14 protein-coding genes are annotated in these 13,094 nt (G+C 28.1%); all 14 read right to left on the bottom strand.

Annotation, left to right across the window (positions count from 1 at the left end):
- Window positions 1–28: 28 nt before the first annotated feature.
- The 14 genes from IC758_RS02975 to IC758_RS02910 all read right to left on the bottom strand — a co-directional run bounded on the left by IC758_RS02975 (window position 29) and on the right by IC758_RS02910 (window position 12,965).
- Entirely contained in the window at window positions 29–808 is a 780-nt protein-coding gene (locus IC758_RS02975) for a DUF975 family protein (RefSeq protein WP_227433626.1), read from the bottom strand.
- A gap of 286 nt (window positions 809–1,094) precedes the next feature.
- Window positions 1,095–1,706 (bottom strand): hypothetical protein, encoded by a 612-nt coding sequence (locus IC758_RS02970; protein WP_227433627.1) that lies wholly within the window; start codon window positions 1,704–1,706, stop codon window positions 1,095–1,097.
- Window positions 1,707–1,798: 92 nt separating this feature from the next.
- Window positions 1,799–2,788 (bottom strand): ornithine cyclodeaminase family protein, encoded by a 990-nt coding sequence (locus tag IC758_RS02965; RefSeq protein ID WP_227433628.1) that lies wholly within the window; start codon window positions 2,786–2,788, stop codon window positions 1,799–1,801.
- A gap of 167 nt (window positions 2,789–2,955) precedes the next feature.
- The gene (locus IC758_RS02960; protein WP_227433629.1) at window positions 2,956–3,819 is read right to left on the bottom strand and encodes a DUF3298 and DUF4163 domain-containing protein; all 864 of its coding nucleotides are present in this window, start codon (window positions 3,817–3,819) and stop codon (window positions 2,956–2,958) included.
- Between the two features lie 119 nt (window positions 3,820–3,938).
- The gene (locus IC758_RS02955; RefSeq protein WP_227433630.1) at window positions 3,939–4,520 is read right to left on the bottom strand and encodes a CheB methylesterase domain-containing protein; all 582 of its coding nucleotides are present in this window, start codon (window positions 4,518–4,520) and stop codon (window positions 3,939–3,941) included.
- 39 nt (window positions 4,521–4,559) lie between these two features.
- Entirely contained in the window at window positions 4,560–5,363 is an 804-nt protein-coding gene (locus IC758_RS02950) for a CheR family methyltransferase (protein WP_227433631.1), read from the bottom strand.
- A gap of 36 nt (window positions 5,364–5,399) precedes the next feature.
- Window positions 5,400–5,840, bottom strand: coding sequence for a chemotaxis protein CheW (locus tag IC758_RS02945; RefSeq protein WP_227433632.1), 441 nt, complete (start codon window positions 5,838–5,840; stop codon window positions 5,400–5,402).
- A gap of 12 nt (window positions 5,841–5,852) precedes the next feature.
- On the bottom strand, window positions 5,853–7,979 hold the full coding sequence (locus tag IC758_RS02940) for a chemotaxis protein CheA (protein WP_227433633.1): 2,127 nt from the start codon (window positions 7,977–7,979) through the stop codon (window positions 5,853–5,855).
- A gap of 61 nt (window positions 7,980–8,040) precedes the next feature.
- Window positions 8,041–9,744: a methyl-accepting chemotaxis protein gene (locus IC758_RS02935; RefSeq protein ID WP_227433634.1), complete on the bottom strand. Its 1,704-nt coding sequence runs from the start codon at window positions 9,742–9,744 to the stop codon at window positions 8,041–8,043.
- A gap of 41 nt (window positions 9,745–9,785) precedes the next feature.
- Window positions 9,786–10,745, bottom strand: coding sequence for a diguanylate cyclase (locus IC758_RS02930; protein ID WP_227433635.1), 960 nt, complete (start codon window positions 10,743–10,745; stop codon window positions 9,786–9,788).
- 146 nt (window positions 10,746–10,891) lie between these two features.
- A complete protein-coding gene (locus tag IC758_RS02925) occupies window positions 10,892–11,398 on the bottom strand; it encodes a chemotaxis protein CheW (protein ID WP_227433636.1) in 507 nt (168 codons plus the stop codon).
- 40 nt (window positions 11,399–11,438) lie between these two features.
- Window positions 11,439–11,924, bottom strand: coding sequence for a chemotaxis protein CheD (locus tag IC758_RS02920; protein ID WP_227433637.1), 486 nt, complete (start codon window positions 11,922–11,924; stop codon window positions 11,439–11,441).
- On the bottom strand, window positions 11,921–12,409 hold the full coding sequence (locus IC758_RS02915; RefSeq protein ID WP_255619091.1) for a chemotaxis protein CheC: 489 nt from the start codon (window positions 12,407–12,409) through the stop codon (window positions 11,921–11,923). The genes IC758_RS02920 and IC758_RS02915 overlap by 4 nt, the downstream gene beginning before the upstream one ends.
- A gap of 193 nt (window positions 12,410–12,602) precedes the next feature.
- Window positions 12,603–12,965, bottom strand: a complete 363-nt coding sequence (locus IC758_RS02910; RefSeq protein WP_227433638.1) for a response regulator — start codon at window positions 12,963–12,965, stop codon at window positions 12,603–12,605.
- Between the last annotated feature and the right edge of the window lie 129 nt (window positions 12,966–13,094).

The following is a 13,094-nucleotide window of genomic DNA, read 5'->3' as shown; positions in this document are numbered from 1 at the left end:
CTTTATTTTATTTAACTATAAAACCATCTTAATACATAGAATAAGATTTTTCCTTATCTAATAATATATCTTCTACATCTGGATTATCTTTTAATAATTCTCTATAGAAATTACAATTAGTAACTCCTATATATGGAATTAACCATAACAAACCTATTCCTAAAGTGAATATAGTCAATATATACCATCCTATAAAGCTAAGATTTAATATAAATAGTTTAAGTACATTACCCTTCATCATATCTAAACTAGCACCCATTGCTTTAAATACACCAAGATTATCTTTATCTTCACATATTAAAAAAGCAGCTTGAGAAATGTATAATAACAATATATAAACTGGCAACATCAACACAATTACTATAATAACTAGAGTTATGGCAGTAGAAATTACAGTTCCTACTCCAACATTATTACTTGATAGGTATTCAATTGCTCCACTAGTGAGTAAAACTCCAAATGACAAAAATGCTCCGATAATTGTGATTATAAAAGAATAAATATAAACAGCAATTGATTCTAATATATAAAGTCCAAAACTTCTTAAATAAATTCTTCCATTTACGAAGATATCTCCCATCTTGACTTTTTTATCTTTAGTAATCTTTAAAAACATACATGTAAATCCTGCTGCAACTAAAAAACCTATTATCGCTACTATGATAGTAGTTAAGGGTTCAAAAGGCAATCCTATAAATGATATAGCTACTATCAACGCAATATATATTGCCATATTAATTGCACATGTTCCCCAGTTTCCAGATAACTGAGCTTTTGATACTCTTTTTAATTCTTGCCTTGATAACATAAAAAACACCCCTTTCATTTTATATAAAAATCTCCCTAAAAGCATATAAATAAACTTTTATCATATAATATAATATTAATATATCATATTTTCGACTATATAACACACAATTATTCACCATGTTTTATCAAGATATAGCATAATTGTATTGAAAGTTTTATATAGTCAAAACTGCCAAGTATATCAAACAAATTTGAAAAATAGTATTCAATAAATAATAAAATAAACTATCTTTCAAACAGTTTATTATATGTTTAAAAGATAGTTTTAGTGTCTTTAAAATAAATTAAATTGTATATATTCCTTCACATAATTTTTGTATATTGCTAGGTGGTTGCCATTTACCATCTTTTTTTGTATATGTAATTGAAGTTGTAACATCTTTCGTTGGCTTTTTGTTATAAAGGTCTATAATCATTTTTGCCATATCATCTTGAACTTCTTTTTCTGCTTTATTGTAATTATTTTTATCAGTTACATATGATTTTACTAAATCGTTTGCCTCAGACATTACTTTACTAGTATCCAATGCTTTACTTACAACTTTTAAAGTTATCTTATCCTTACTAGAAGAATCTACTGTTACTGTTTTTTCAACACCTTGTATTAATTTAACAATTGTGTCATATATCTTTTCAGCATTCTCTTTTCCATAAAGAGGTGTTAATTGAGCAAGCATTGAAACTTTATCTGTGTTATTATAAGTTTGAATTTGTTTATATTCAGCTTCTGTTAAAGCATCAGAAATGCCTTTTTCATCGTATTTATACATTTCTAGTGCTGCTAAATTAGCTTCAAAATTCGACTTTACTTTTTCTTCTGCATTAGAACAGCCTATAGTTAGAACTAAAACTAAAGCCATAATAGAAGATAAGATTAATTTTTTTACCATTTTCATACAAATATCCTCCCTCAGTTAATTGAATAAAAAAATTTATTTATTAATATTATAGCATAATTTTGTCTAATTATAAGTTTATTTTGAAAATTTTACCATTCCCAATCTATTCCAATCCCTCTATCTTTTGCTTTATCATATATTCTTTTCGCTGTTACGACATCTTGTACACCTATTCCGACACTTTTAAACACAATTATTTCGTCATCATTTTCTCTTCCGGAAATAGTTCCATTTATAACATTTCCCAAATCACCACTAAAATCAGCTTTGCTTATTTTACCTTCTTCTAGAGGAATTAATATATCTCCTGATTCTGATAAAACTGCATCTGTTGATTCAAAAAATATCTTAGATGCTCTAGTTAAACAAGTTGGACACATCTCTTGCATATCTGGTAAGTATGAACCTACAGCACTCACTAATGCTCCCTTTTTAACCAAATTTCCATCAAATACTGGTTTTTTTGATGTTGTTGCTAAAACTATTACATCAGCATTATCTATGGCTTCATCAGATGACTCAGCTGCAACTATTTTAGTATTATATTTACTTAGCTTTAAGTTCATCTCTTTTGCAAATTTTTCTCTACTTTCTTTATTTCTACTGAAAACTCTTACTTCATCTAAATTTCTAGCTTCTAACATAGCTTCAAGTTGTGACTCACCTTGTCCTCCCAAGCCTATTAAAGCCCCTATCTTAGAATCCTTTTTAGCTAAAACATCTATAGCTGCACCAGATGCTGCACCAGTACGAACTTGAGTTATATAAGTACCATCTAAAGCAGCACATACTTCTCCAGTCTCCCCATCTAATAATAATACTGTTGCTGGAATTACTGGTTTGCCTTTTTGAGCATTTTTAGGGAATACAGATACAATTTTTATTCCTGCACACCCTAAGTCCTCTACATATCCTGGCATAAATAACATACTAGCATCCTGACTTGGAACTGGTATATTAGTTCTCAAAGGAGTTACACTTTTTCCTTCACAATAAATTCTAAAAGCCTCTTTATCAGCCTCAATTGCATCTCTCATAGTAAATACTTTTTTTATGTCGTCTTTTTTTAAAAGTAGCATTTTATATACCCCCAATTTTAATAAGTTTCTATGCTAGATATTATAACATAACATTTTAATACAAATTCTATTTCATATTAAATAAATATATTTCATATTAAATAAATATATTTCATATTAAATAAATATATTTCATATTAAATAAATATATTTCAAATTAAATAATCCTATTTCAAATTAAACAAATCTACATACTCCGATTTTAACATATAGCTTATTAGTTTTTTGTTTATTGAAAATTCTGGTATTCCTGCTGCATATGGAGTTATATCGTATAAATCAAAATATATAACTAAGTTATCATCTTGCAAATAAAAATTTTGATTTTCTTTTATCCCTTTAAAATTATATATTCCTACATTTTCTTTATCTTTCTTTTCTAAATCAGTTATTTGTTGTTTAATTTCCTCATCTATAACTTCTTTATATTTAGTATTATCTTTAAATAAGTCCATTAATTCTAAAAACTTCCCTGTTCTCATATCTACATTATAAGCTATATCTTGATAATAACCATGTGCTCCACCACTGTAAGTATAATATCTTACCTTTATACTAAGAGCAGAATCAGTATTCTTTTTAAGTTCAAAGTCTACATTTGCAACAAATTTATTTTCTTCATCAGGATTATCTTTAAGGTATTGTTTTGCCTCTTTATACGATTTGTTATAAAATTCAAATATATCATTTTTTATTCTATCATTTGTAGACCTTTCAACAATCTTATTTGAATTTGTTATTATAGGCATATTTATAGTACTTTCTATATATTCATCATTTTTCACTATTGTCTTACTTCCTATTGTACTTACTGATAAAGTTTGTTTACTATTTGTAGTATCTTTTGGCAATGATTGATTACTCATAACGCTTACAGCTTCTTTGTCTTTATTTAGATTAAGTAAAGCATCTTTCCCCAAATTATTATATCTATAGTCATGTTTAATTGCTAAAATAGCTATTATAGTCAAGGATAAAACAAACACATATCTTAAAACTCTAGCTTTCGTATTTACTTTAAAAAATTTCATCTTATTATTTTCCTCCTAAATATAAATCTCTCTTATTATATTTGGAGTTTCTAGGGTTTTTTATCCATATAATTTAATAAAAGATTAATTTTTATTTATAAAAATTAATCTTTTTCTTTTCAAATATTAAGATGACTTATCAGACAACTTGAAATTTTATCAAGTGGTAATTGGATTACAACAGAACCTCTATCAAATGCTACCATTGGCATTCCATATACAATGCAAGAATTTTTATCTTGCCCAATTGTAAATGAACCTTTCTCTCTCATTTTCAAAAGTCCAGTTGCTCCATCTGAACCCATTCCTGTAAGTATTATTCCTACTGAGTTTTTACCTGCTACTTGTGCTACTGAATCAAACAAAACATCTACAGATGGACAATGTCCACTTATTCTTTCACCTTCTTCACAAGTTACATAATACCCATCTTTATCTAAATGTAATTTCATTTGATATCCACCAGGTGCAATAAGTACATTTCCTTGCTCTACTCTATCATTATTTTTAGCTTCTCTTACATTCATAATACACTGCTTATCAAGTCGTTGTGCATACATCTCAGTAAATATAGCTGGCATATGTTGAGCTACAATAACCCCTGGTGTAGATTTTGGTAAGTCTTTTATAATCTCAAGTATTGCTTCTGTTCCACCTATAGATGCGCCTATAGCAATGACCCTGTTATTAATATTTTCCACATTACCGCCCCCACAAAATCATATATCTAAAATATTCTTCTATTTTTTATAAACAGCAGGTTTTACATAGTCGTATTTTGTATTTCTTCTATTTACTATCTCTGCATGACCTACAAATAAAAATCCATCTTTTTTAGTTACATCATAAAATTTATTTATAAGCTCTTCTTTTGTTTTTAAATCGAAATAAATCATAACATTTCTACAAAAAATCAAATCAAAAAGTTGATGTGAGAAATCTTCAATTAAATTGAATGGTTTAAAAAATACACTTTTTCTAATCTTATCACAAACTTTAAATGTACCATCTTTATTATCTATGAAATATTTTTTCTTCCATAATTTTGGAACATTATCAACATTTGCTTCTGTGTATACAGCTCTTTTAGCTTTTTCAAGTGAATTCATTGAAATATCTGTGGCTATAATTTTAATATTCCACAGGTCTTTCCTACTCCCAAAATAATCATCTAAAGTCATAGCTATTGAATATGCTTCTTCTCCACTAGAGCAACCTGCACTCCATATATTTAAGTTTCTGAGTTTATTATTTTCTTCCCAAAAAGGAAGTATATTATTATACATATACTCAAAATGCTGATGTTCTCTCATAAAAAATGTATGATTTGTGCTCAACCTATTTATTAAATTTATAGCTTCATTTCCTGTCTTATCTCTAAATAATAGGTTCATATATTGACTAAAAGAACTAAACTTTCTTTCTCGCATTGTATTATATAGTCGTCCTTCAATTAATACTCTTTTTTTGCTTAAATCAATTCCGTACTCTTTTTTTATATAGTTTACAAGAATTTTAAATTCTTCATCAGTGAGTTTTATCATACAAAAAACTTCCTCCTGCCAATTTATCAAAGCTAATTACATGCTGTCAATTAGAAACTTTCGAATATCTAAAATTAGTATAGACTTATCTCCAACTTTTACAATCTCTTTTATAACTTTATTTATATTTATGTTGTTAGAAATAGTTGTCTCTAGTAAGTTTAAGTCATCTATAAGAACGACATCAACAACTTTATCTACAATAATTCCAACTTGATACTCATCAATTTTTATAATTATTATGCATGTTCTCTCATTATAATCAACTTCAGGAAGATTGTATCTAATATGCATATCAATAACTGGTATAATTCTTCCTCTCAAATTAATAACTCCATTTATATAATTTGGAAGACGTGGTACATATGTTATTGGTTGAAACCTTATAGTCTCAATTACATTTTCTAATTCTATTCCATAAATAACATCATTAACATAAAATGTTAATACTTGTTTTATAATATCATTTGTAGACATACTTTAAATCCCCTAATATATTTCCATAATGTTATCTGCATCTATAATCAGACTTATACTTCCATCACCAAGTATTGTGCATCCTGAAAAACCATTGTTTTTCATATTAAATCTGTTAAAATAAACTGGAAATGGCTTTACTACAACCTGTTGAGTTCCTATTATTTCATCCACAAAAATACATACTGCTTTATACTCATTTTCTATGATTATCATATTTCCATTTACTAATTCAGTTATATCTGTATGAATATCATATATTTTATGCAATCTTATAATAGGAATACATGCTCCATATATTGTAATTAATTCTGTTCCACTACCATCTTTAATTACTTGGCTTAAATCTGCAAGTTTAAATGTACTTCTTATTGATGATATTGGCAAAGTAAACATCGAGTTTCCAACTTTGAACTCCATACCTTCTACTATAGAAAGTGTCAGTGGTATTTTTATAGTAAATGTTGTTCCTTCATCTTTTGTACTTTTTACACCAATTGAACCACCAACTTTTTCAATACTTTTACGAACAATATCCATCCCTACTCCTCTACCAGAAAATTCAGTTATAGATTCCTTTGTAGAAAATCCTGGAGTCATAATTAAAGAGTTAATTTCATCATCAGTATATTCATTAATTTGATGTTTAAGAAGACCTTGTTCTTTAGCTTTTTCCAAAATCTTATCTTTCATGAGACCTCTGCCATCATCTGAAATACTTATGACAGCTTCTCCGCCTAAATTTTCAGCAGATAAAATTATAGTTCCTATTTCTTTTTTACCCTTAGATATGCGTTCATCAGCAGGCTCTATTGCATGGTCCATAGCATTTCTTATAAGATGCATAAATGGTTCTGCTAAATTATCCATTACATTTTTATCTACTTCTGTTTCATTTCCTATAGTTACTAGTTCAACATTTTTATCTAATTTTTTATTCATGTCTCGTACAATTCTATGCATTTTTTGAAATACACCTGCAATTTTAACCATACGCATTGACATTACTATATCCTGCAATTCATCTGTAAGCTTATGTAATTGTCTGGTTGCTTTATTGAAATTATCTATATCAACACCTTTAGAATCTACACTATTTACAACCATTGATTCCATAATTACAATTTCTCCAACTATATTTTGAAGTAAATCTAGTTTTTCTAAATTTACAGTCATAATATTTTGTTTACTTATAGGAAGATGCTCATTTCCTTCAATTAAAACATCTTGCTCTAAGTCAATTTTCTCATTTAAGACACTTTCTTGTAATGCACTTTTTTCTTTTACAAAATTATTTTCATCTTTAGAATTTGTCTCCAAATTAGTTTTTGGGTTTTTCACCAACATATCATCCTGTTTTTCACTTGTATATATATCATCTTTATCAACATTTGAATACTCTTTTACATATAGATTATCTTTTATTGTTTTATAAATTATGTTTTTATCATCTTTAGCAATAAATTGTATATAAAATCCATATTTTTTAATATATTCTGCTGTACCTGTATTCTTTTCTATGTCTTCAGGATAAAATGCTAGAAATTCACAGTAATCTTGCAATTCAAATGTAAGCATAAAAGCTCTTACATTTTCCATCATACAATCTTGTTCAAAAACTATTTTGACTATGTCTGAACCTTCCTTATATGAAAAATTTAAATTATTTATTTCTTTTTCGTATGTGTCTTCTAAGTTCAACTTATCTTGTAATTTTGTAGAACTTGATAGTTCTAGAGTACTTACATAATCTTCAATATCTTTTATAAAGCTAGAGCAATCAGAAGTTGTACAATCTCCTGATTGTAATTTACCAATATCATATTTTATAAAATCTAATGCTTGAAAAACTAAATCAAACAATAAATCATTATCTATAATCTCTATTTTTCTTTCACGTATAATATAAAATAGGTCTTCTACACTGTGTGCTAAAGCAGACATATTATCTAGACCCATCATAGAAGCTGAGCCTTTTATTGTATGCATAATTCTAAAAGTTTCATTAATATTACTGTCGCTAAATATTCTTTCTTTTTCTGTCTGAATCATAATTTCATCTAATTGCTCAAGTAATAGACTTGTCTCAAATATAAACATATCTAACATTGGTCTCATACTTGGTTCAATGTAATTCATATTTATCACCTACAGTCGACAAATAAATTTCTATTTTTTCTTATATATAATATTCTATAATCTAAATCCACGATGATTTTCTTATCTCACTTTCTTTTAGATGAAATTTTTCTACTAATTCTTTTAAAATTTGTGCTTGAGCAGACATTTCTTCTGAAGCTGCAGCACTTTCCTCTGCTGTTGCAGAGTTCATTTGAACTACTATTGAAATTTGCTCTATTCCAGATAAAATCTGTGTAATTGCTATCTCTTGACTATGCACAGATGAAGAAATTCCATTAATATAATCAGTAGTTTTTTCTACACCATTTACAACTAAGTCTAATGCTTTTGCAGTTTCTTTTGCAATTTTGACACCATTTTCCACTGTTTTAATAGCTTCTTCTATAAGAATTGCTGTGTTTTGAGCTGCTTTAGCACTTTTTCCAGCCAAAGACCTAACTTCATCTGCAACAACTGCAAATCCTCTACCATATTGGCCTGCTCTTGCTGCTTCAACGGCTGCGTTTAATGCAAGAATATTAGTTTGAAAAGCTATCTCATCTATGGTTTTGATTATCTTTGATATTTCATTTGATTTTTCACTTATTGCCTCCATTGATGTCATCATATCATCCATACATCTACTTCCAAAACCAACTTGTAATGCTGATTGGTCAGATACTTCACATGCAAGACTAGCACTATCTGCACATTGCTTAATTCCATCAGATATCTCATTAATTGTAGAGGCTAATTCTTCTACTGAACTAGCTTGTTCAGTAGCACCCTGCGAAAGAGCTTGTGCTCCTGCTGCTACTTGTTCTGATGCACTTGCAACTTGCTCAGCTGACAGATTTATTTCATAGAAATCATCATTAAAAGAATTTATTATACTTTCTAATGATGTTTTGATTGATTTAAAATCTCCTATAAATTCTTGTTCTATGTCTATTCTTAAATCCCCTTTTGCAATGCTAGTTAATGTACTGTCTATAAGGTCTATATAATTTAATAACATATCTTGCATCTTTTTGACAGAACTTACTAACATTCCTATTTCAGATTTACTTTCTTCAACATCTATACTTGTTCTTAAATCACCCGATGCAATTCTTGAAAAATGTTTTTCTACTTTATTAATAGGAATTACTATCTTTAGTTTTATTACTGCATATTCTATTATTGTTAATATGATTAATAGTGAGAGTATAAATATCGTTCTTAGTATCAAACTTTGTAATTCTTTTTTAACTTCTACAATTTCAGAATTTGAACGAGTAACTACATCCTCTTGAAATTCATCTATTAAAGAATCCATTTTTTCCTGAGATTCTACATATTCGCTACTAAAAATTATACTTTGAGCTAAGCTCTTGTCATTACTTTCAACTGCATTTATAGCACTTTGTTCTTTTGGTACCAAAGAATCAGATATCTCCTTAGCTTCCAAAATTTTATTTGACTCAGTCTTTGTAAGACCAATTTTTTCAAGTTTATTTAAAGCAGATTCTCTTGTTTTTCCATATAGCTCTTTTTCATAGACATCTTTATCCTTTTTTTCACCTGTAAAAACGTACCTTCTTAACATGTCACAAACTTCTCTTGTTGTGTCTTTTATATACTGACTTTCATTTCTCAAATTGTTCATGTCATTGATACTTTTTTCCACTTTTTCAAATGCTTTATAAGATGAAATTGAAGAAAAAATGCCTGCCATAACAGCTAGTACTATAATAATTAGCAATACTATTGCCAATTTGGAAAGCTTTACTTCTCTTTTCATATCTATACTCCTTTATAAAGTAAGTTTATCAAGATATCAATCTATATCTTCTTTAGTCCATTCATTGTACTTACTACACTGCAATCTTTTCCTAGATTTTTTCCCTCGTACATTGCCTTATCTGCTAGGGATATATTTTCTTCTAATGATATGTTTGAGTTTACCTCTACTACTCCTAATGTAATAGTACACTTTATTTCATTTCCTTTATAGTTAAATTCAAATTCCTTTATTTCTTTGCGAATTCTCTCTGAAAGTATTTTTGCCCCTTCTATTGAAGTATTAGTGAGCATTATCAAAAATTCTTCTCCACCCCATCTTGATACAGTATCAATTTGTCTACAATTCTTTTTAATTATACTTGAGATTACTGTTAGCACAAAATCTCCTGCTTCATGACCATAAGTATCATTAATAACTTTAAAATCGTCAATATCTCCAAGAATAAGAGATACTGTTTCATGACTATATCTATTAATTTTTCTTTGTTCCATAAGCTGATTAATTATATGACGTCTATTGTAAAGACCTGTTAGATAATCCCTTACAACTAATCTATTTAATTTTTCAAGAGAAGATTCCAGTTCATTATTTATTTTTCTTAATTTATCTTGAGATTTTTTGACTTCAATATGAGCCATAACACGAGCTTTTAATTCTGTCATACTAAAAGGTTTTACCATATAGTCTATTGCTCCTACTCCAAAACCCTTTACTACATCTGTATCTGTATTTTTTGAAGTTATAAAAATTATAGGTATATCTTCTGTACGAATATTAGATTTGAGTTCTCTACACAATTCAAATCCAGAATTGTCTGGCAAAATTATATCAAGCAGAATAATGTCTGGTGTACACTCTTTAATACACTCTTTTGCTTCTATTGCATTAAATGCTTTTATGACTTTAAAATTATCTTTTGTAAGTGTTTTATCTATTAAATCGCACATTAGAACACTATCATCAACAACTAAAATTGTTCCTTGTTGCTTATTTTCCATATCCAAACCTCTCTTAAACATAATATATTCAAATTTTAATAATTTAAAATTCTTACACTTAATAATTATACCACTATAGTTCTAAATGTTCTCATTATAATATAATTACAATGCCACTAAATTATATATCTGTGTTACATGATAGTTTAATTGTATTTAAAAAGCAATTCATCTATCAAAAGTTCTTCTTCATCAGTCAAAAGCTTCTTCAAATCTAACAAGGTAATTATTTGATTGTCTATCTCTCCAATACCACTTACAAAATAATCTGAATATTCAAGAGTAACCCTTGGTGGAGGTGATATCTGATTTTCTTCTAAATCTATTATCTCCTCAACTTTATCAACCATAAATCCCACTACTAAATTTTCCAATCCGGCTATTACTATATATACATAATCAGTAGTATTTAAATTATTTTTCCTCAGTCTCAAATGCATATCTATTATCGGGATAATTTTTCCCCTCAAATTTATTATTCCTTTTGAATAGGTTGGAAGTTCTGGAATAAATATGATTTCCTGATTCCCAACAATTTCTATGACTTTTTCAAGTTCAATACCAAAGTTCTGTTCGTCCATTTTAAATTTTAGGTACTTAATCCCCTCATCTACTAACTCATAACCTAAATATGGGTCATCTGGAAATCTCATTTAATACCTCCCCCTTAAATATCTTCTAAATAAAAATAATCTATATTTTCTTCTTTCCTTTATTTATTGAGTCTACAATTAAATCGCCTGTCTCAGTATAAAAGCGTATTGTTCTTCCATAATTCATTCCTGTATCTTCTGCTATTATTGGAATTTTTAAGCTTAAAAGAGTTTTTTTTACTGCTTCAACATTCCTATACCCTATGCTTGCAATTGATGAATTACTATTTCCTAAAAACATCTGGGCTCCTCCAGCTATTTTTGCTTTTATATATGTCCTATTTGCACCTATATGCTCCATAGACTTAATAAGTTCCTTTATTCCTGTGTCAGCAAATTTATATTTATTTTCAATGTGAATAGCATCTTTACTATATGGCAACATAACATGTAACATTCCACCAATTCCTGCTGTTTTATCTATTAAACATACTCCTACACAAGAACCAAGTGCATAAGTAACCAAAACATTTGGTTTATACACTATTTTCATGTCTGCAATATTTACTACTATCTCTCTACTCATACTGATAATCCCAATCTTACTAATATGTCTTTAAGCGAGTCCATTTCTGGAATCATCAATATGTGGCTAATAAAATAATTATCGCTATTTTTAAATTTATTTTCTATAAATAAAATTTTGTCCCCAACATCAGAAAATCTTATCATAGGAACATTCAACACAGCTCCGACCATATCAATACACATATCTGGAACCGAAATACTTATGTTCATGTTTAGCATAGATGCAATAGCATTTACATAAGAACTTGCCATAATATTTCCTATTTCTTTGATTGCAGAAATTTCAATACCTGTAATTTCGTCTAAGAAAGCTTCATCTTTATTAAAAAGAGAATTAAGCATAAGTTTAGTGATTGATTCATCCAACAAAAACATAAACATCCCATTAATATCGCCTTTCATATCAAGTAGAATACATACAACCTTGTTTTCTGGACCTCCAAGTAAATTTGTAGCTTCATTATATTCAAGTATCTTGACCATGGGTATTAATACTTCTATCTTACTATTTATCATGGATGCAAGTGCAGTAATTGCATTCCCAGAGCCTATATTACCAATTTCTCTAAGAGCATCTATATGAATATTATCAAGTTGTGAATAATTTATAATATAAACCCCTCCCTCTATTGTTACATTTATGTATTTTTACTATATAAAGGTGTATTTACAGCCTTTATTTTAAGGCATTATTTACAACTTTAACCAATGTTTCTGTTTTAAATGGTTTTACTATAAAATCTAGTGCTCCAAGCTTTATAGCTTCCACAATCATATTTTCTTGCCCTATTGCAGAACACATCACCACTTTAGCATTTGAATCCAACATTTTTATTTCCTTTAATACCTCTAGACCATCTTTTTTAGGCATTGTAATATCAAGTAATGTCAAATCAGGCATTTCATCTTTAAACATATTATAAGCTTCTTCTCCATCACTTGCTTCTACTAAATTCTCGTAGCCACTTTTACTCAGAGCTTCTTTAATCATCATTCTCATAAAAATAGCATCATCTACTATTAAAATTTTATTTTCCATAAAACTAACTCCTCCATACTTGTAACAATAAATGCTATTATTTTTCAGTCATTGTTTATACTTACTGACTATTTTCCCTACATAATAAATACATTTCATCTATAAATAAAAGTACATATTCATGCTATA

Origin of the sequence: Clostridioides sp. ES-W-0016-02 (assembly GCF_020641035.1) — a bacterium.
Lineage (GTDB): Bacteria > Bacillota > Clostridia > Peptostreptococcales > Peptostreptococcaceae > Clostridioides.
Note: the sequence above shows the minus strand (reverse complement) of the source record. Positions and strands in the feature narration are given on the sequence as shown.

What these genes read in the sequence shown, in the direction of transcription:
- IC758_RS02975 (WP_227433626.1), bottom strand. Translation starts at nt 808, where the DNA reads ATGTTATCAAGGCAAGAATTAAAAAGAGTATCAAAAGCTCAGTTATCT.
- IC758_RS02970 (WP_227433627.1), bottom strand. Translation starts at nt 1,706, where the DNA reads ATGAAAATGGTAAAAAAATTAATCTTATCTTCTATTATGGCTTTAGTT.
- IC758_RS02965 (WP_227433628.1), bottom strand. Translation starts at nt 2,788, where the DNA reads ATGCTACTTTTAAAAAAAGACGACATAAAAAAAGTATTTACTATGAGA.
- IC758_RS02960 (WP_227433629.1), bottom strand. Translation starts at nt 3,819, where the DNA reads ATGAAATTTTTTAAAGTAAATACGAAAGCTAGAGTTTTAAGATATGTG.
- IC758_RS02950 (WP_227433631.1), bottom strand. Translation starts at nt 5,363, where the DNA reads ATGATAAAACTCACTGATGAAGAATTTAAAATTCTTGTAAACTATATA.
- IC758_RS02945 (WP_227433632.1), bottom strand. Translation starts at nt 5,840, where the DNA reads ATGTCTACAAATGATATTATAAAACAAGTATTAACATTTTATGTTAAT.
- IC758_RS02940 (WP_227433633.1), bottom strand. Translation starts at nt 7,979, where the DNA reads ATGAATTACATTGAACCAAGTATGAGACCAATGTTAGATATGTTTATA.
- IC758_RS02935 (WP_227433634.1), bottom strand. Translation starts at nt 9,744, where the DNA reads ATGAAAAGAGAAGTAAAGCTTTCCAAATTGGCAATAGTATTGCTAATT.
- IC758_RS02930 (WP_227433635.1), bottom strand. Translation starts at nt 10,745, where the DNA reads ATGGAAAATAAGCAACAAGGAACAATTTTAGTTGTTGATGATAGTGTT.
- IC758_RS02925 (WP_227433636.1), bottom strand. Translation starts at nt 11,398, where the DNA reads ATGAGATTTCCAGATGACCCATATTTAGGTTATGAGTTAGTAGATGAG.
- IC758_RS02920 (WP_227433637.1), bottom strand. Translation starts at nt 11,924, where the DNA reads ATGAGTAGAGAGATAGTAGTAAATATTGCAGACATGAAAATAGTGTAT.
- IC758_RS02915 (WP_255619091.1), bottom strand. Translation starts at nt 12,409, where the DNA reads ATGGTCAAGATACTTGAATATAATGAAGCTACAAATTTACTTGGAGGT.
- IC758_RS02910 (WP_227433638.1), bottom strand. Translation starts at nt 12,965, where the DNA reads ATGGAAAATAAAATTTTAATAGTAGATGATGCTATTTTTATGAGAATG.